Raw genomic sequence first — 17946 nt, 5'->3', positions numbered from 1 at the left:
TCAGCTGCGACGCCGCATACCGTACTGACCCAACAGCCCGATCATCAGGAACCCTCCGGCGACCCCCAAGGTCGCCGGCGCTCCCCAGCGGGCCGCGATCAGCCCCGCCGCCATGCCGCCCAAAGCTTCGAAGCCGAAGCGCATGGCAATATAGAAAGCGATCACCCGGCCACGCAAATGGCTGGGTGCGCCACTTTGCAGCTGCATGTTGGTACTGACATTGCTCAGGGTGATGCCGAAACCCAGAACGCCCAGCGCCAGCAACGCCAGTGGCAGCGCACCCGCCATCCACAAACCGATCAGCGCAACCGCGCATAGCAGTGCTCCAGCATCGGTGAACTGCCGCAGGCGAGGCATTGCACCGCCAACCGCCAGCACCAGCGTGGCCACGAACGCGCCCGCGCCTGCCGCCCCCCACAACCATCCAAGCACTCGCGCATCGCCAGCGAACACGGCCCTGGCCAGGATCGGCAGCAGTGCCGCGTAGCAGGATGCCAACAAGTTGACCATGATCACGTTGACCAGCAACTGGCGAACGTTGCGCGTTTGCCACAGATACAACAACCCTTCGCGAAACACTTGCGCGGTTGAGCCACTGGCCTTTGGGCCGGCAGTACCGCGCACTTTCAGCAAGCCACCCAGCAAGGCCATGAAAGCCACGGCAGTAAGGGCGAAGCAGGCCGCCTCGCCGGCCAGGGCAATGAGCCCACCGGCCAATGGCGGGCCGACGAACCGTGCGGCATTGATCAACATGGCATTGAGCACCAACGCGTTCGGCAGGTCGGCCGGGTCGTCGACAAAACTGCCGATCAGCGCTTGGCGCAGAGGGGTTTCCAAGGCATTGAGCAAGCCAAGCAGCAATGCCATGGCAGCAATGAACGGACCATCGATCCAGTTGCGCCAGGTTGCAAGCGCCAGCACGAGCGACTGCGCGATCAGGATAAGCTGCACGATGATCAGCAACCGGCGCTTGTCATGCCGATCGATCCACGCTCCTGCCAACGGGCCGATGAGCAATTGCGGCGCGAGCGAAAGGAAGGTGATCAGCCCCAGCAGTACGGCAGAACCGGTCAGATGATAGGCCAGCCAGGCCAATGCAACCTGCTGAACCCACTTGCCCAGAGTGGAAACACCCTGGCCTGCGAAATAGATCTGAAAGTTGCGATGAGCGAGCGCCCGCACGGCGGCGGGCCAACGCTTGCGATGCGGTGACGATGAATCGGACAAGTCTGCGAATCCTCAATAGAACCCGCGACCGACACCGACCCAACAGCCGCTGCACACCCCATCGCAAGGTGCGCAGCGCATGCTGGATCAGCCTGGCAGCAGGCAGCCTTTCTTCTTCAAGGACTCCAGGACCCAGGAACGGTCGTTGGTGCCTTGGGCAATGTGTTCCATCTGTGCGGTTTCGGCAGTGTGCTTGGCGGTGGCGCGAGCATAGACCTCGGCGACGTGGTCGTAAGGCACGCACAGCAGGCCATCGTCATCACCGATCACCAGGTCGCCTGGCTCGATCACCATACCATCAATGGCAATCGGCACGTTGATCTCGCCCGGGCCGTCCTTGTATGGGCCACGGTGCGAAACGCCAGCAGCGAACAACGGGAAGTCACCCGCACCGATGTTGGCTGCATCGCGAATGGCGCCGTTGATGACGATACCGGCCAAGCCACGCTTGACCGCGTAGGCCACCATCATTTCACCGATCAGGGCGTTGGTCAGATCGCCACCGGCATCGACCACGATCACATCGCCAGGCTGAGCGATATCGATCGCGTAATGCAGCATGAGGTTGTCACCTGGGCGCGCCTTGACTGTCAAGGCCGGGCCACACAGCACACCTTCGCGATGCATGGGGCGCAGGCGGGCACCACCTGCAGTCATCCGGTTCATCGAATCGCTGACGTTGGCAACCGGAACCTCACGATAACGTGCAACCCACTCATCACCGACTTTACGTGCGCGCTCAAGCACTTGGAAGCCAATGCTCATGTGACATACCTCTCTTGGTGTTATTCGATGTCATCGGCCGCTGCCGAATCTGTTTTTTAGAATGTCATTTCATTAAAGTCGTGGCAATTGATTTTTGTCGACTATTTTTGCTTGCTATCGACCATCATATTAATTTTCTTGCAACAGCGTTTCATTATGATAGGGTTCATCCCATTGCCGCAGATGAGCGGCAGACTGCGCCCGAACCGCTCCCAGACAAGAACAAGGTATCCACGATGTCCCGTACCATTCTGCTGACCGGCCCTGAGCTTGCTGCCGAGGCCATGAACCTTGCCGCCGAACAGGGCGTCAGAGTCGTCCCCACTACGCCCTACCTGCCCGCCGAAGAACTGGAAGCGATCATTCGCGCTGAACAGCCCGATGCCATCGTGGTCCGCCAGGGCAAACTGACCCGCGCCATGATCGACGCTTCAGCCAACCTGAAAGTGATCGCCAAGCACGGCGTGGGCTACAACACCATCGATCTCCAGGCCGCCGCCGACCGCAGCATCCCGGTATCGATCGCCCTGGGCGCCAATGCCCAGTCGGTGGCCGAGCTGGCCTTCGCCCTGATGTTCAGCGTGGCACGTCAAACCGCACTGCTGGATGCGCGCATGCGTGACGGGCATTGGGACAAATCCTCGGCCAACGGCATGGAGCTGTCGGGCAAAACCCTGGGGCTTATCGGTCTGGGCTCGATCGGCAGCATCCTCATGGACCTGGTGGCGCCACTGCGCATGAAGATCAAGGTGTTCGACCCCTACCTCAAGCAACTGCCGGAGCGCCCGCACGTCGAGCGCGAAGAGGATTTCGATCGCCTGCTGGCTGAAAGCGATATCATCAGCCTGCACTGCCCGCTGACCGAGACCAACCACAACCTGATTGGCGCTGCCCAGCTCGAGCGCATGCGCCCAGGCGCCATCCTGATCAACACTGCCCGTGGTGAGCTGATCGACACCAACGCCCTGGTAAAAGCGCTCAGCGAACGCCGCATCGCCGGTGCCGGCCTGGATACCTTCAGCCCCGAGCCGCCGCCTGCAGACAGCCCGCTGTGGGGCCTGCCGACACTGGTCGCCACGCCGCATGTCGGTGCCAACACCACCGAGGCCCGCGAACGGGTAGGCCTGGTAGCGCTGAAGCAGGTTCTCGATGTATGGGCGGGCAATGCTCTGGACCCGCGTTACGTGGTCAACCGCCACCTCTTCGCCAGCTGATCGCACCCCTCGCGTGCCTCTCGTGAGCGGGGCACGTTCACACGCGTCACTCCAGAAAAAAAACAATTGGAGAGCACCATGACTTCAGCAACATCGCTGCCGGATGAACTCGAACGCAGCACCATGCGCCGTATCGCCTGGCGACTGCTGCCCTTTCTGATCGTCTGCTACCTGATCGCGATCATCGATCGCGGCAATATCGGCATGGCTTCCCTGCAGATGAACGAGGACCTGCAGCTCACGGCCAAGGTGTTCGGCTTCGCCAGCAGCCTGTTCTTCTTTGCCTACTTCCTGGTCGAAGTGCCCAGCAACCTGGCCATGCAACGCTACGGGGCACGCATCTGGATAGCCCGCATCATGATCACCTGGGGCCTGATCTCGGCAGGCACGGCGTTTGTTCAGGGTGCCAATTCACTGTACGTGATGCGCTTTCTGCTGGGTGCTGCCGAGGCCGGTTTCTTCCCGGGCGTGCTGCTGTACCTCACCTACTGGCTGCCGTCTGCCTACCGCGCGCGCATGGTGGCGCTGTTCATGGTGGCGATCCCTGCCGCCAACTTCATTGGTTCGCCACTGTCGGGCCTGCTGCTGAACCTGGATGGCTGGATGGGCATGCGTGGCTGGCATTGGCTGTTCATTCTCGAAGGCATTCCAGCCGTACTGCTGGGCATCGCCTGCCTGTTCGTGCTTACCGACCGCCCCGAGCAGGCCAAGTGGCTGAGTGACGAGCAACGCGGCTGGCTCACCAAGCGCCTGGCTGATGAAGCCTCGAAAAAGACCGCCATCGGCCATATTTCGCTGTGGAAGCTGCTGCGCCACAAAGACATCTGGGTGCTGGCCCTGATCTACTCGGGCGCTTCAGCTGCAGGCAGCACCATGAGCGTGTGGGCCCCGCAGTTGCTGAAAACCTTTGGCCTCAGCGCCATGGAAATCGGCCTGGTGAACGCCATCCCTTACGGCATCGCCTCGGTGCTGATGATCATCTGGGGCCGCAGTTCCGACCGTACCGGCGAGCGTCGCTGGCACACCGCAATGACCATGCTGCTGATTGCAGCAGGCCTGCTGATGACCTTGTTCACCTCGTCCCTGCCGGCAACGGTAGTGATGCTGACCATGGTCCTGGTGGGCGCCTACTCGATGAAAGGGCCGTTCTGGGCGCTGGTGTCGGGTTGGCTGTCTTCCTCGACTGCTGCTGCGGGGCTGGCAGCCGTGGGCGCCATGGCCAACCTGATTGGCGGAGGCATCATGGTCAATGCCTATGGCGCCATTCACGATGCCACCGGCAGCTACTCCTTGGCGCTGATGCCGTTGGCCGCGCTGTGCACCGTGGCCGGGCTCGCGGTACTGGTGATTGGCCGCAAGCGCCAGCGCGAGCAAGCTGAGGCAGCCAGCGCCCTCAGCGCGAAATAAGCCGCGCAAGCCGTACTTCGATGCCCGCTTTCCTGCGTCAGGAACGTGGGCATCGTCATTTCACAACAACAATAAACGAGGAATATCCATGACGTTGTCTCGTCGTCAATTCTTGCAGGCCACCGGTGCACTGGGTGCTGTCGCCTCCATGGGCGCCATGGCCGACGTGCCCTTCAGCAAGGGCGATGCGCACCCGCGCCTGACGCCGCCCGCAGGCAGCATCGACTGCCACATGCACCTCTACGACAGCCGTATCCCGGCCGCACCCGGAGCTACCCTGCTGCCGGCGGATGCCTCGCTGGAGGATTACCGCAAACTGCAGCAGCGCCTGGGCATCCGCCGCATGGTCATCGTCACGCCATCGACCTACGGCACCGATAACCGGGTGATGCTCGATGGCTTGTTGCGCAGCCGCGGCGATGCCCGGGGTGTGGCGGTTGTGTCCAATGCGATCACCGACGCAGAGCTTGCCGAACTGCACCAGGCAGGAGTGCGTGGTATCCGCTTCAACCTGAGCGTTGGCAGCCAGGTGCTCGATGGGCTAGAAAGCCTGGCCGCGCGGGTCGGCGAACTGGGCTGGAACGTACAGGTCGCTCCCGGGCCGCTGCTGCCCGAGGTTGCCCCGCGCTTGCTGGCCTTGCCAGGCAAGATCGTTATCGACCACATGGGCCATGTACCACAGCCAGACGCGCTGAAGTCACCGGCTTTCGCCGCACTGGTGCGGTTGCTGGACACCGACCGGTCATGGATCAAGCTGTCGGCACCTTATCTTCGCTCGAAAATCGGAGCACCGCTGTTCGAGGACGTCGGCCGAGTCGCCAGTGCACTGATCAGCCATCGCCCTGATCGCATGCTATGGGGTAGCGACTGGCCGCACCCGACGCTTGCCGCCGAGCAGAAACCCGACGATGCGCTGATCCTTGACCTGCTGATGAGCTGGGCTCCAAAGGAGCAAACCCAGACCCTGATCTTGCGCGACAACCCCGCCCAGCTTTACGACTTCTGATCACCTGCCAAACCGAAACGTCGCCCGCATCGGCCGAATGACGAAACTACTCAGATCTATCGCGATGAACATGCCCTGCAGGCGTCGTAACGGCCTGGATCAATACTCGCGTTGAAGCTATACCCAAAGGGTTCCGAGTGACGATGAACCATCCGCCCTGTTAGCAACTGGGGGAACTTAGCGGTGTCGAATCAGCTGGTCATACGCAACATGACCCGTCCCGAACTGGACGAGCTCGTCGATTGGGCTGCCCGTGAGGGTTGGAATCCCGGCGTTCACGATGCCGATTTGTTCTGGGCCACGGACCCTGCCGCCTTCATCGCGGCGTCCCGGGGCGGTGAATTGATCGGCGGCGGTGCCATCACTTCCTACAACGGCGAATTCGGTTTCATGGGCTTTTTCATCGTCCGGCCTGAGTATCGCGGTCAAGGCCTGGGCAATACCCTCTGGCACGCACGCCGCGAGCGACTCCTCGCCCGCCTGCGCCCAAGCGCGAGCATTGGCATGGATGGCGTGTTCGCAATGCAGGACTACTACGCCAAGGGTGGGTTCGTCTTCTCCCATCGCAACATGCGTTTTCGTGCCAAGGCCACCGAACGCTCGGCGCCTTCGCAGGTAGACAACCAGGACATCGTCCCATTGGCCACCTTCCAGTTCGATGAGGTGGTCGATTACGACCGCACCTGCTTCCCTGCCGCGCGCGCAGCCTTCCTGAGCGGGTGGATAGCCCAGGCCGATGCACTCGCCGTGGGTTGCCGCCGCGAGGGCAGGCTTAGCGGCTATGGCGTGGCAAGGCGCTGCCGGGAAGGCTACAAGATCGGCCCCTTGTTCGCCGATGACGCCCTGGCAGCCAATGCCCTCTACGCGCGCCTGGCAGAATTTGCGCAAGGTTGCCCGCTGTTTCTGGATGCCCCCGAGAATAACCCCGCCGCGATGGCGCTTGTGCGCCAACAGGGCATGATCGAGGTTTTCGGCTGCGCACGAATGTACCTCGGCCCTCCTCCGGTGATCGCACACGAACGTGTGTTCGCCGTCACGACCTTCGAGCTGGGCTGATGTCCGCTCGCAACCTGATCGGTTATGGCGGCAACCCACCCCACCCGCGATGGCCCGGTGGGGCGCGCGTCGCGGTCCAGTTCGTACTCAACATCGAAGAAGGTGCGGAGTCATGCATGCTCAATGGCGACGCACAGTCGGAGGCCTGGCTTCATGAGCTACCCGGCCGCCCGCCGCGTGTGGGGGAACCGGACCTGAGCGTCGAGGGCATGTACGAATACGGATCGCGCGCAGGTGTGTGGCGCATTCTGGAGCTGTTCGGCGCCAGGGGGCTGCCGCTGACCGCCTTTGCCGTTGGCCGAGCACTGGAACTGACCCCGGCGATTGGCCATGCGCTTTGCGCTGCCGGGCATGAGATTGCCGGGCATGGCTACCGTTGGCTGGACTATCGCGACATGCCTGAAGACCAGGAGCGGCGCCATATCCGCCTCACCATCGACGTGATCGAGCAGATCTGCGGTAAACGCCCCGTAGGTTGGTATACAGGAAGGGTCAGCCAGAACACCCGCCGCCTGTTGCGTGAGGAAGGCGGGTTTCTCTATAGCTCGGATGCCTACAATGATGATCTGCCCTATTGGCTCCCAGGCTCGCCCGCCCACCTGGTGGTTCCGTACACACTGGTCAACAACGACGCCCGCTATCTGCTGCCCAATGGTTTCGCCTGCGGTGAAGACTTCTTCCGGCTGCTGAAGGATGCTTTCGACCTGTTGTGGCAGGAGGGCGCGCACCACCCGAAGATGATGAGCGTGGGCCTGCATGGGCGGATCAGCGGCCATCCTGGTCGTGCGATGGCGCTGGCGCGCTTTCTCGATTACGTGCAGGGCCACGACGGGGTGTGGGTCTGCCGGCGCGAAGAGATTGCCAGGCACTGGATAGCCCAGTTCCCCGCCTGAGCGGTCAGTCGTTCGCAACAAACACGGGATCAGCTAACGGCCTGCCCTGCCGGACGCGCCGAGCACAGCCTTGCGCTGGCATTTCATCAGGACCTTACGGCCGGTTTCGACAAAGGGCGTGACGATCAGGCTATAGACCGTCAGGTAACGCTGGTGGTCCTGCTCACCGGTGCCGAAGCGGATGCTTTCGGGCGTTGATGTAGTGACATAGAGCGTGCCGAACATCCAATCCCACAGGGACAGGTTGGTGCCGAAGTTCCGGTTGAAATGGCGCGGGGCGTCACTGTGATGGATCTGGTGCTGGGCCGGGCTGTTCAACACATGTTCCAGCTGCGGGCCGAACGACAGCCAGACATGGCTATGCCGCAGGTTGGCCGCCAGGCTGTTGAAGATGAACACCAGGTAGGTCACGCCGAACAGGGTGTAGCGGCTGACTTCACCGCCGCAGAGGTACCAGAAGCATCCGGCGTAGAAGCCGATGCCAATGCCGGTGCTCAGTTTCTCGACGATCTTTTCCACGAAATGCACCCGGCTCGCTGTCGCCGGCACCAGCACGGGCGCCGAATGATGGACTTTGTGAAAGGCCCAGAGCCAGCGGGAGTGAAAGGCCCGGTGCGCCCAGTAATGGATGAAGTCCTTTAGCAGGAACACCCCCAACCCGTAGAGCAGGGACAGTGCAAGGTTCTCGCCCAGGCGCGGGCGCGCGCCCCAGAGGTTGCTGAAAAAGGCCAGGTAATCGCCGGAGCGCAGGATGTAGGGGTCGACCAGTTGGACGACGGGCAGCACCAGTGCAACCTTGAGGATGGCTCGCACGAAGTAGTAGCGGTAGTCCAGCAGCGCCGAGGGATGCAGATGTACCCGGGCGCCGCCGATGAATTGCCAGAACGACTGGGCGTCGCTCACGCCGCGCTGCTTCCTGAAGCGGAACAGGCCATAGGCTGCGCCATAGGAGATGCAGAGGAACAAGGCCCCGAAACGGCCGTTCATATTGAAAATGCCGAGAAACTGGTCGGTAACGGGCGTAATTACCCACTCGGTCAGGTGCTCGAAGACAAGCGACAGGGCATCCACGAAACGTCAGCCTCGGCAAAAGGGACGCAATTGTAAATCAGATTGATTTACTCCAGTGGTTTTATGCATGGCCTGGTGCTGCCTCACCAGCTCCCGCCTGCCGGCACTGCCGCAGTTGAAAGTGGGCGGCGGAGTGCGCTGGCGAGGCTCGGAGTTCATTGATCAGCGTGAACGACCCGCTTCGCCCAGTCGACCGATCATGCCGGGCCGGTTACGCTGGTGCTTCCCCTTGCACGGAAGCGCCAGCGACCGCATTCACCCTGCTGCCCTCCCCTGCGAACACCGAAAGCACCGGTGCCATCCACGGCACGGTCAAGACAATCCCCGATACAGCAATCCCGGCTAGGCGCCTGCATGGCTGAACAACGGATGCTAGCGCTCACCGCACCTCCCGGAGATTCCGTTCGTTGACTGATTCACAGCACAAAGCGACCTACGCGAAACGGTTCGAAGCCGTGCTTGCCTACATCAACAGCCACCTCGAAGGTGACCTGTCGGTAAATGCCCTGAGCCGCGTCGCGCACTTCTCGGCATTTCATTTCCATCGGCAGTTCACGGCATACATGGGCGTTCCGGTTTCACGGTATGTGCAACTGATGAGGCTTCGACGCGCGGCGCACCAACTGGTCGCCTCGCCGGCCATCTCCGTGCTGGAAGCAGCTTTCGGCGCCGGCTTCGAAAGCCCCGAAGCCTTTTCCAGGGCCTTCAAGCGTGCTTTTGGCATGGCGCCGAGCGTATTCGCCAAGGCCCCGAACTGGCAGGCCTGGAGTGCGGTTTTCGTTGTTCCTCATCTTTCAAGGAGTATCACCATGCAGATCCGCATCGTGGATTTCGCCAAAACCCATGTGGCCGCGCTCGAACACCAAGGGGCGCCCGGCCTGGTCAGTGAAAGCGTTGCGCGTTTTCGCCAATGGCGCATTCAGAGCGGCCAGTCACCGGTGGCCAGCAGCCGAACCTTCGGCATCCCCTACGACAACCCCGACACCACCCCGGCGCACGCCTTTCGCTTCGCCGTGTGTGGCGAGATATGCGAAGCCGTGCAGCCCAACGATTTCGGCGTGCACGAACGCATCATCCCGGCGGGCCGCTGCGCCGTGATCCGGCATACCGGCTCGCCTGACTACATTGGCGAAACCATCTATCCGCTTTATCGGGACTGGCTGCCTTCGAGCGACGAGGAACTGCGGGATCATCCGTTGTTCTTTCACTACTTGAGCGTGTATCCGGAAACGCCGCTGGAGCAATGGCAAACGGATATCTACGTGCCGCTCAAGTAAGTTGGCTGGTGGCTAATCTGGGGAGAAGGCTGCAGGGCCGCGCATAGATCGAGTCCAGACGGATGCCCGGCTCTCTTGGTAAACTAGCTGCCTGCCCTGGCTATCACCGAGCACTTGCCGTCGACTTTTGCCAGGGCGCGCAACCGGATTGCTACAAACACCTTCGAAACTGCTGAATTTGGTACAAGACACGTTGAACGATATGACCACAAAACCAGGCTCTAACCCAGCAACCACGCGCCCTGAGCCTTCCCGTCGCTTCAGCGTTGCCCCTATGATGGACTGGACAGACCGCCACTGCCGCTTCTTCCTGCGCCTGCTTTCCAAAAACACCCTGCTGTACACCGAAATGGTCACCACCGGTGCCCTGCTGCACAACGACGCCCACCGTTTCCTGCGCCACGACGTCTCCGAGCACCCGCTGGCCCTGCAACTGGGCGGCAGCGTGCCGGCCGACCTGGCCGCCTGTGCCCGCCTGGCCGAGGAGGCTGGCTACGACGAGGTCAACCTCAACGTCGGCTGCCCGAGTGACCGGGTGCAGAACAACATGATCGGCGCCTGCCTGATGGCCCACCCGGCGCTGGTGGCCGATTGCGTGAAAGCCATGCGCGATGCGGTGTCGACCCCGGTGACGGTCAAGCACCGCATCGGCATCAATGGCCGCGACAGCTACGCCGAGCTGTGCGATTTCGTCGGCCAGGTGCGCGAGGCAGGTTGCCGGAGCTTTACCGTGCATGCGCGCATCGCGATCCTGGAAGGGCTGTCGCCGAAGGAGAACCGTGAGATTCCGCCGCTGCGCTATGACGTGGCGGCGCAGTTGAAGGCGGACTTCCCGGACCTGGAGATCGTGCTCAACGGCGGGATAAAGACCCTGGCCGAGTGCCAGGCACACCTTGAAACCTTCGATGGGGTGATGCTGGGGCGTGAGGCGTACCACAACCCTTACCTGCTGGCCGAGGTGGACCAGCAGCTGTTCGGCAGCGAGGCGGCGGTGGTCAGCCGCAGCGAGGCGCTGGCGCAGTTGCGGCCTTATATCGTCGCGCACATGGAAAGTGGTGGCGCGATGCACCACGTTACCCGGCATATCCTGGGGCTGGCCCAAGGGTTCAAGGGGGCGCGGCGCTTCCGCCAGTTGCTGTCGGCGGATATCCACAAGGCGGCGGAGCCGTTGGCAGTGTTCGACCAGGCGGTGGAGCTGTTGCAGGGGCGGTAATTCAGCAGGTGAGCCTGATCGCCAGCAAACCATCCCCTCCAGGATGCCGCAGGGGTTCAGATATATGCAGATGCTGTGGGAGCGGGTTTACCCGCGAAGAAAACAACTCGGTACATGGCACCGGCTTCGCCGGTGTTCGCGGGTAAACCCGCTCCCACAGGGATGGCGCAAACCACCACATTTTGTGTAAGCCAGTTGTATCTCCAGCGGCCCTTGCAAGCAGATGCGGAACCTCGGGGCCGCTTGCGACTCGAATCCTCACCTTTCGCACCGCGCTTCGCGAGCCCTTGAGTGGCCGTCGGGGCTCGGGTAATGTCGAGTCATTGCACAGGACAGAGCACGCCCATGACCTCCAAGCTGGAACAACTCAAGCAGTTCACCACCGTGGTCGCCGACACCGGGGACCTGGACGCCATCACCCGCCTGAAACCGGTCGATGCCACCACCAACCCGTCGCTGCTGCTCAAGGCTGCGGCCATCCCGGGTTACGCCGATCTGCTCAAGCAGGTGAAGGCCGATGCCAAGGGTAATGTCGACCTGGCCTGCGACAAGTTCGCGGTGGCCGTGGGTTCGGGCATCCTCAAGGTCATCCCGGGGCGTATCTCCACCGAGGTCGATGCCCGCCTGTCGTTCGATGAACCCGCGCTGCTGGCCAAGGCGCGCAAGCTGATCGAGCTGTACGAAGCCGCCGGTGTTGGCCGCGAACGCGTGCTGATCAAGCTGGCCTCCACCTGGGAAGGCATCCGCGCCGCCGAGAAGCTGGAGAAGGAAGGGATCCAGACCAACCTCACCCTGCTGTTCTCCTTCGCCCAGGCCCAGGCCTGCGCCGATGCCGGGGTGTTCCTGATTTCGCCGTTCGTGGGCCGTATCTACGACTGGTACAAGAAGAGCACCGGCCAGGAATACGTGGGCGCCGAAGACCCGGGCGTGCAGTCGGTCACTCGCATCTACAACTACTACAAGGCCAACGGCTACAAGACTGTGGTCATGGGCGCCAGCTTCCGCAATATCGGCCAGATCGAACAGCTGGCCGGCTGCGACCGCCTGACCATCAGCCCAGAGCTGCTGCAGCAGCTCAGCGATGACCAGGGCGACCTGCCACAGGTGCTGAAGCCGGGCAATGCTGGCGAGGCCAAGCAACAGCTGAACGAAAGCCAGTTCCGCTGGGCCATGAACGAAGATGCCATGGGTACCGAAAAGCTGGCGGAAGGCATTCGCCAGTTCGCACGGGACCAGGAGAAGCTGGAGAAGTTGATGGCTGAAAAGGCCTGATACATTTCGGGATTGCCTGACGGGCGGGAAGTGTTCAGCATTTTCCGCCCGTTTTTGTTTTACCTGGCCTTAGATTTGTATTGAATTCCAGGGCCTCTTCGCGGGTAAACCCGCTCCCACAAGGATTCCCACAGGCCAGAAGGTGGCGCTGTACCTGTGGGAGCGGGTTTACCCGCGAAGGGGCCCGAGAAGCCACCTGAGCTGTCGATGACCTCCTCTACCCCATTGCCCCTCGTACTCGCCGGCCCGGTACTGCGCCGCCTGGAACCCCAGCGCCTGGCCATCTGGCTGGTCGCCACGCAACCGCTGCAAGCCGAATTCATCTTCCCGGCAGGCGAGGCCCAGGTCGATTGCCAGGTGGTCGCGGTTGGCCAGCACGCCTTCATCCATCTGCTGGACATCAACTTCGCCCAGCCGCTGCCCTGCAACCAACTGCTCGACTATGACCTGCTCATCAACGGCCAGGGCATCGCAGGCTGGGCGCCGCACCTGCTTTACCCCGGCGCCCGGCGCCCAAGCCTGGTACTGCGCGATCGGCTCGACCACCTGCTGCACGGTTCCTGCCGCAAGCCGCATTTCCCGGCCGCCGATGGCCTGCTCTGCGCCGACCGCCTGCTGCAGGCCTGCGAAAAACCCGCGGACCGCCCCGCCGTGCTGCTGATGACCGGCGACCAGGTCTATGCCGACGACGTTGCCGGCCCGATGCTGCGCGCCATCCACAGCCTGATTGCGCGCCTGGGCCTGTTCGACGAGCAACTGGAGGGCGCGGTGGTGCCCGACAGCCAGGCGCTGTACCAGCACCCGGCCTGCTATTACCACCGCGCCGACCTGCTGCCAGCGCAGGAACGCAACGAAACCCTGCGCGAGCGCTTTTTCGGCGGCAAGCGCAAGCCGATATTCTCGTCCAGCAACGCCGACAACCACCTGGTGACCTTCGCCGAGGTCATGGCCATGTACCTGCTGGTGTGGTCACCGGTGCCCTGGCAGCTGGTGAACCTGGACATGCCCGACGGGCTCACCGCACCGCGCCAGGCACGTTACCGCCAGGAGCTGCCGCTGATCCAGGCGTTTGCCGACAACCTCGGCCAGGTAGCGCGGGTGATGGCCCACCTGCCGTGCCTGATGATCTTCGACGACCACGACATCACCGACGACTGGAACCTATCGGCGCTATGGGAAGAAACCGCCTACGGCCACCCCTTCTCGCGGCGGATCATCGGCAATGCCCTGCTCGGCTACCTGCTGTGCCAGGCCTGGGGTAACGACCCGCAGGGTTGCAAGCCACTGGTCGGGCAATGCCAGGCGTTGAACAGCCAGACCCACGATGAGCTGATCGGTGCACTGCTGCGCTTCCAGGGCTGGCAGTTCAGCCTGCCCACCAACCCACCCTTGCTGGTGCTGGACACCCGCACTCGCCGCTGGCGCAGCGAAAGCAGCCTGGCCAAGCCGTCCGGCCTGCTCGACTGGGAGGCGCTGAGCGAGTTGCAGCAAGCACTGCTGGACCACCCGTCGGCGATCATCGTGTCGCCTGCGCCGATTTTTGGCGTGAAGCTGATCGAGACAGTGCAGAAGCTGTTCAGCTGGCTGGGCTACCCGCTGCTGGTGGATGCCGAGAACTGGATGGCCCACCGCGGTGCAGCGCAGGTCATCCTCAACATCTTCCGCCACTCGCGCACGCCGGGGCACTACGTGGTGCTGTCCGGCGATGTGCATTACTCGTTCGTCTATGAAGTGCTGATCCGCCACCGCCAGCGCAGCCCGCACTTGTGGCAGGTGACCAGCAGCGGGATCAAGAACGAATTCCCGCGGCGCCTGCTGGATGTGCTCGACCGGCTCAACCGCTGGCTGTATGCGCCACGCTCGCCGCTCAACTGGTTTACCAAGCGGCGGGAAATGGAGGTGGTGCCGCGTACGCCCAGCCATAGCAAGGCTGGCGAGCGGTTGTGGAATGGTGCGGGGTTGGGGCAGGTGTTCTTCGATGAACAGGGGCGGCCGGCGCGGGTGTATCAGCTGGATGCGGGTGGGGGTGAGGCTACCGAGTTTGCGCGGCGAGGGTGATCAGGCAGGTAATGCTTGTGTTGGCCTTGCCGGCCTCTTCGCGGGTAAACCCGCTCCCACAGGGGCAACACAGGTTTCGAATGCAACGCAGTACCTGTAGGAGCAGCCTTGTGCTGCGAAGAGGCAGGTATGACAAAAGATATTCTGTGGCAGTGCTGGCCTCTTCGCAGCACAAGGCTGCTCCTACAGGTGAGCGCCTGACTCAAGACTGGTGCATAACCTGTGGGAGCGGGTTTACCCGCGAAGAGGCCGGTACAGGCTGAAGATCAGGTCCGCTCCAGCGCATTGACCAGGTCATGGAAGGCTTCGCGGTTGGAGTCGTTCAGGCCCATGAGGATCTTGTGCGCCTCCAGCACCTTGGAGCGCACCACATCTTCGTTCTGGTCTTGGGATGGCAGGTCGGTCAGGCATTCCGGACACGGGATCGGCCGATCGACGATGTTGAACACCTGATCGAAGCCCATCGACTGCAACAACCGGGAAATGTCCGGGTTGGTGGTGACCACGGTCGGCAACAGGCCCACCTTCTGGCGCGACAGGATCGACAGCTTGGCCAGCAGGCCCAGGGTAGTGCTGTCGATGCTCTCGGTTTCGGTCAGGTCGATGACAATCGCCGAGAAGTTCAACGCGGTGAAAATCTTCTCGATCGTCGCATCCAGCGCCGAACACAGGGTCAGGCGCACTTCACCGACGAATTTCAGGACGAAGGTACCGCTCTGCTCGGCGAACTGGATTCTACCGGTACTCATTGAAGGTTCCTGCTCAACACCAATAGGGCGATATCATCCGGCATCTCCCCAAGCGTAGCCAATCCGAATCGTTGACGCAGCCCATCCAGGCTGCCACCTGCTGCCCTGACGATTTCCGGCAGGGCGGTTTCTTTATCTTTGAGCGTATCACCCGGCAAAAGGTCCAGAATGCCATCGGACATCAGGCTGAGGCTGAACTGCGGCGGCAGCTCCACTACCAGGTCCTGGTAGGTAGCCTCGTCGAACAGCCCCACCGGCAGGCCGCGGCCTTCCAGGTAGCGGGTGTGCTCGGGAGTGTGCAGCACCGGCAGCGGCAGATGGCCGCCAACGGCGTAGGTCAGCAGGCCGGTGTCTTCATCGATCACCCCGCCAACCATGGTCACGTGCTTGCCCAGCTTGCAGTTGATCAGCCCGCGGTTGATGTGGCTGAGCACCTGCGAGGGTTTGAACTCGCGCATTTTGCTGCCGCGCTTGAATTCGAACAACAGCCGTGTGGTCATGAACTTCAGCAGCACGGTGACGAACGCTGACGACGCGCCATGCCCGGAGACGTCGGCGAGATAGAACGCGATGCGCCGTTCGTCCACCCGGAAGTAATCGGCAAAATCACCCGACAGGTACAGCGACGGGATGATTTGATGCTCGAAGGCGAACTCGCCGGCCACCCAAGGGCTTTCCGGCAGCATGTTCATCTGCACCTGGCGACCGGCGGTCTGGTCCTCCTGCAGCAGATGCAGGCTGGCCTCCAGTTCGCGGTTGGCGGCTTCGAGCTTGTCGCGGTAGCGCTGGTTTTCCAGCACCAGACGCGAGCGGTCGAGGGCGCGGCGCACCGAATGCTCGAGCACGGCCAGGTCTTCCAGCGGCTTGATCAGGTAGTCGGCAGCACCCAGGCGCAACGCTTCCACCGCATCACTCATGACGCCGGCACCGGACACCACGATCACCGGTAACTGCGGGGCGCGCTCGCTGACCTGGCGGATCAGTTCGAGGCCGCCCATCTGCGGCATGCGCAGATCGCAGATCACGAGGTCGGGCTGGTGTTCTTCGAAGACCTGAAGCCCCTGCTGGCCATTGCCGGCCTGGAGGACGCTGAAGCCACTGTCTTCAAGATAGGCGGCGAGGCTTGCACGGACCACGTCGTCGTCATCGATGATCAGCAGCGTTGCACTGGTTTTCTGCATGTGGGCGAACGGCGCCGATTTAGGTTGGTGCAGCGGTGTCGGCAAGGCAGACGGCCAGCTACGGGAATTCTTTATGGTCACACTCTACTTGAGTTGTAGGACAAGAACACCTGCCCGGCAACTGTCTGGCAACTGCGAGAGCTACCTTGTAAGGCGCAGACGGTACTCCCATCCGGCAGGCGTTTCAAGCATGCAAGGGTCGACCCCGGCGCACTTTACAGGGCAAATCACCGAGAGTTATAAGAAAGTCGACCAGCGCAACCCGACGGGAAGGATGCAGCATGCCCCACACGCCCTCCAGCCATGGCGAGAAACGCGATTTCATCCGCATGCGCATCGACACCGAGGTCAGCCTGCTGCACGAAGGCCAGGTGATCGCGGCAGTGTGCCTTGACCTGTCCAGCGGCGGCATGCAGGTGCAGGCACCGCAGCGCTTTCAGGTGGGGGACCATATCGAGGTACGGATCGAGTCCGAGCATCCGGCGCTGAAAGGGCTGCACGCCAGCACGGAAGTGGTGTGGATTGCCGACCAGCCGGGCGGGCAGCAGAAGTTCGGGTTGCGGATTGTGGCGATGCATTGATGGGCCTGCTGGGCACCCCTGTAGGAGCGGCCTTGTGTCGCGATAGGGCTGCGCAGCAGCCCCCCGACTTCAGCTTCGCCGCATGAATTGCCGGGGCCGCTTTGCGGCCCTATCGCGACGCAAGGCCGCTCCTACACGGGGCTGCGCAGGACCAAGCCCGCGCAGGATCAGAAGTCGTCTTCGACCTCGCCATCCTTGACCTTGAACTCGCGGTTCTGCAGGTAGGCGTTGCGAATGAAGATGTACTTGTCACCCTGGATCAGCTTCTCTGCCGACAGCAGGTCGGCGCGGGTGTCGATGATGTCCAGGGCGAAGATCGAATTGCGCGTCGGCACATGGTCGATGTAGCGGTAGGGTTTGGTGTAGGTATCCGGGTACTTGGCCACGCCGTCACGCACGGTGCTCGGGCCCAGCAGCGGGATGACCACGTATGGGCCGCTCGGCACGCCCCAGTAGCCGAGGGTCTGGCCGAAGTCCTCGTCGTTGCGCTGCAGGCCCATCTTGGTACCCACGTCGAAGAAGCCGCCCAGGCCGAAGGTGGTGTTGACGATCAGCCGCGCAGTGTCCACGCCCGCCGCATGGGGCTTGAACTGCAGCAGGTCGTTGGCCAGGTTGGTCACGTCGCCCAGGTTGCGGAAGATGTTGTGGATGCCATCTTCGAGGAACTGCGGGGTGACCGCCTGGTAGCCCTTGGCCAATGGCTTGAGGGCATAGGTGTCGAGGGTATCGTTGAAACGGAAGATCGGGCGGTTGACCGCTTCCCAGGGATCTTCCTCGGTGGCTGCCTGGGTGGCTGCCACGGGCGCCAGCAGCATGCTGGCGCAGACACAGGCCTGGGTGACTCGTTCGATCACACTGGCACCGATCCTACGCATAGGTGTTTCTCCATCGAATTTCTCGGCCGCAAGCGCAAACGGGTGCGCTGCTGTACGGCGGCAGTATAGAGGCTTGCGGGCTGATAAACAGCTTTACACAT

At 62.4% G+C, this 17946-nt stretch carries 16 protein-coding genes; 10 read left to right on the top strand and 6 right to left on the bottom strand.

Annotation, left to right across the window (positions count from 1 at the left end; all coding sequences use genetic code 11):
- A complete protein-coding gene (locus M1D87_RS08650; protein ID WP_421091714.1) occupies positions 1 to 1227 on the bottom strand; it encodes an MFS transporter in 1227 nt (408 codons plus the stop codon).
- 87 nt (positions 1228 to 1314) lie between these two features.
- Complete coding sequence (locus M1D87_RS08645; protein ID WP_013971794.1) at positions 1315 to 1992, bottom strand: RraA family protein; 678 nt, start codon at positions 1990 to 1992, stop codon at positions 1315 to 1317.
- A 236-nt stretch (positions 1993 to 2228) separates the two neighbouring features.
- Here M1D87_RS08645 and M1D87_RS08640 point away from each other — a divergent pair, with 236 nt between their 5' ends.
- From M1D87_RS08640 to puuE, 5 genes are all read left to right on the top strand, one after another.
- Positions 2229 to 3206: a hydroxyacid dehydrogenase gene (locus M1D87_RS08640; RefSeq protein ID WP_123084561.1), complete on the top strand. Its 978-nt coding sequence runs from the start codon at positions 2229 to 2231 to the stop codon at positions 3204 to 3206.
- Between the two features lie 78 nt (positions 3207 to 3284).
- Complete coding sequence (locus tag M1D87_RS08635) at positions 3285 to 4613, top strand: MFS transporter (protein ID WP_013971792.1); 1329 nt, start codon at positions 3285 to 3287, stop codon at positions 4611 to 4613.
- An 88-nt stretch (positions 4614 to 4701) separates the two neighbouring features.
- Positions 4702 to 5619 carry an amidohydrolase family protein gene (locus M1D87_RS08630; RefSeq protein ID WP_123084562.1) on the top strand — a complete coding sequence of 306 codons (918 nt, stop codon included), beginning with the start codon at positions 4702 to 4704 and terminating at the stop codon, positions 5617 to 5619.
- 183 nt (positions 5620 to 5802) lie between these two features.
- Complete coding sequence (locus tag M1D87_RS08625) at positions 5803 to 6675, top strand: GNAT family N-acetyltransferase (RefSeq protein WP_123084563.1); 873 nt, start codon at positions 5803 to 5805, stop codon at positions 6673 to 6675.
- Entirely contained in the window at positions 6675 to 7568 is an 894-nt protein-coding gene (gene puuE, locus M1D87_RS08620; protein ID WP_123084564.1) for an allantoinase PuuE, read from the top strand. Before M1D87_RS08625 ends, puuE begins: the two co-directional genes overlap by 1 nt.
- A gap of 33 nt (positions 7569 to 7601) precedes the next feature.
- Here the strand turns inward: puuE and M1D87_RS08615 are convergent, their stop codons facing one another.
- Complete coding sequence (locus tag M1D87_RS08615) at positions 7602 to 8639, bottom strand: sterol desaturase family protein (protein ID WP_123084565.1); 1038 nt, start codon at positions 8637 to 8639, stop codon at positions 7602 to 7604.
- Between the two features lie 407 nt (positions 8640 to 9046).
- Here M1D87_RS08615 and M1D87_RS08610 point away from each other — a divergent pair, with 407 nt between their 5' ends.
- The 4 genes from M1D87_RS08610 (at position 9047) to M1D87_RS08595 (ending at position 14459) form a co-directional block, all read left to right on the top strand.
- Positions 9047 to 9916: an AraC family transcriptional regulator gene (locus M1D87_RS08610; RefSeq protein WP_123084566.1), complete on the top strand. Its 870-nt coding sequence runs from the start codon at positions 9047 to 9049 to the stop codon at positions 9914 to 9916.
- A gap of 202 nt (positions 9917 to 10118) precedes the next feature.
- On the top strand, positions 10119 to 11129 hold the full coding sequence (gene dusA / locus M1D87_RS08605; RefSeq protein WP_421091713.1) for a tRNA dihydrouridine(20/20a) synthase DusA: 1011 nt from the start codon (positions 10119 to 10121) through the stop codon (positions 11127 to 11129).
- A 345-nt stretch (positions 11130 to 11474) separates the two neighbouring features.
- Positions 11475 to 12401 (top strand): transaldolase, encoded by a 927-nt coding sequence (tal, locus tag M1D87_RS08600; RefSeq protein ID WP_061551496.1) that lies wholly within the window; start codon positions 11475 to 11477, stop codon positions 12399 to 12401.
- A gap of 207 nt (positions 12402 to 12608) precedes the next feature.
- Positions 12609 to 14459 carry an alkaline phosphatase D family protein gene (locus tag M1D87_RS08595; RefSeq protein ID WP_123084568.1) on the top strand — a complete coding sequence of 617 codons (1851 nt, stop codon included), beginning with the start codon at positions 12609 to 12611 and terminating at the stop codon, positions 14457 to 14459.
- Positions 14460 to 14725: 266 nt separating this feature from the next.
- Here M1D87_RS08595 and rssC read toward each other — a convergent pair whose 3' ends face one another.
- Together rssC and rssB are read right to left on the bottom strand one after the other, a co-directional pair.
- Entirely contained in the window at positions 14726 to 15208 is a 483-nt protein-coding gene (gene rssC / locus M1D87_RS08590; RefSeq protein WP_013971741.1) for an anti-sigma factor antagonist RssC, read from the bottom strand.
- Positions 15205 to 16389: a two-component system response regulator RssB gene (gene rssB / locus M1D87_RS08585; protein ID WP_015269551.1), complete on the bottom strand. Its 1185-nt coding sequence runs from the start codon at positions 16387 to 16389 to the stop codon at positions 15205 to 15207. Before rssB ends, rssC begins: the two co-directional genes overlap by 4 nt.
- 281 nt (positions 16390 to 16670) lie before the next feature.
- On the opposite strand from rssB, the gene M1D87_RS08580 reads away from it, so the two are divergent.
- Entirely contained in the window at positions 16671 to 16970 is a 300-nt protein-coding gene (locus tag M1D87_RS08580) for a PilZ domain-containing protein (protein WP_013971739.1), read from the top strand.
- 167 nt (positions 16971 to 17137) lie between these two features.
- Here the strand turns inward: M1D87_RS08580 and M1D87_RS08575 are convergent, their stop codons facing one another.
- Positions 17138 to 17845, bottom strand: coding sequence for an MlaA family lipoprotein (locus tag M1D87_RS08575; RefSeq protein WP_015269550.1), 708 nt, complete (start codon positions 17843 to 17845; stop codon positions 17138 to 17140).
- Positions 17846 to 17946: the final 101 nt, after the last annotated feature.

It is taken from the genome of Pseudomonas sp. SA233 (assembly GCF_054792385.1).
This window is presented reverse-complemented; position numbering and strand designations above follow the sequence as displayed.

Coding starts and splice junctions, on each gene's coding strand:
- M1D87_RS08645 (WP_013971794.1), bottom strand. CDS start 1,992: ATGAGCATTGGCTTCCAAGTGCTTGAGCGCGCACGTAAAGTCGGTGAT.
- M1D87_RS08640 (WP_123084561.1), top strand. CDS start 2,229: ATGTCCCGTACCATTCTGCTGACCGGCCCTGAGCTTGCTGCCGAGGCC.
- M1D87_RS08635 (WP_013971792.1), top strand. CDS start 3,285: ATGACTTCAGCAACATCGCTGCCGGATGAACTCGAACGCAGCACCATG.
- M1D87_RS08630 (WP_123084562.1), top strand. CDS start 4,702: ATGACGTTGTCTCGTCGTCAATTCTTGCAGGCCACCGGTGCACTGGGT.
- puuE (WP_123084564.1), top strand. CDS start 6,675: ATGTCCGCTCGCAACCTGATCGGTTATGGCGGCAACCCACCCCACCCG.
- dusA (WP_421091713.1), top strand. CDS start 10,119: ATGACCACAAAACCAGGCTCTAACCCAGCAACCACGCGCCCTGAGCCT.
- tal (WP_061551496.1), top strand. CDS start 11,475: ATGACCTCCAAGCTGGAACAACTCAAGCAGTTCACCACCGTGGTCGCC.
- M1D87_RS08595 (WP_123084568.1), top strand. CDS start 12,609: ATGACCTCCTCTACCCCATTGCCCCTCGTACTCGCCGGCCCGGTACTG.
- rssC (WP_013971741.1), bottom strand. CDS start 15,208: ATGAGTACCGGTAGAATCCAGTTCGCCGAGCAGAGCGGTACCTTCGTC.
- rssB (WP_015269551.1), bottom strand. CDS start 16,389: ATGCAGAAAACCAGTGCAACGCTGCTGATCATCGATGACGACGACGTG.
- M1D87_RS08580 (WP_013971739.1), top strand. CDS start 16,671: ATGCCCCACACGCCCTCCAGCCATGGCGAGAAACGCGATTTCATCCGC.
- M1D87_RS08575 (WP_015269550.1), bottom strand. CDS start 17,845: ATGCGTAGGATCGGTGCCAGTGTGATCGAACGAGTCACCCAGGCCTGT.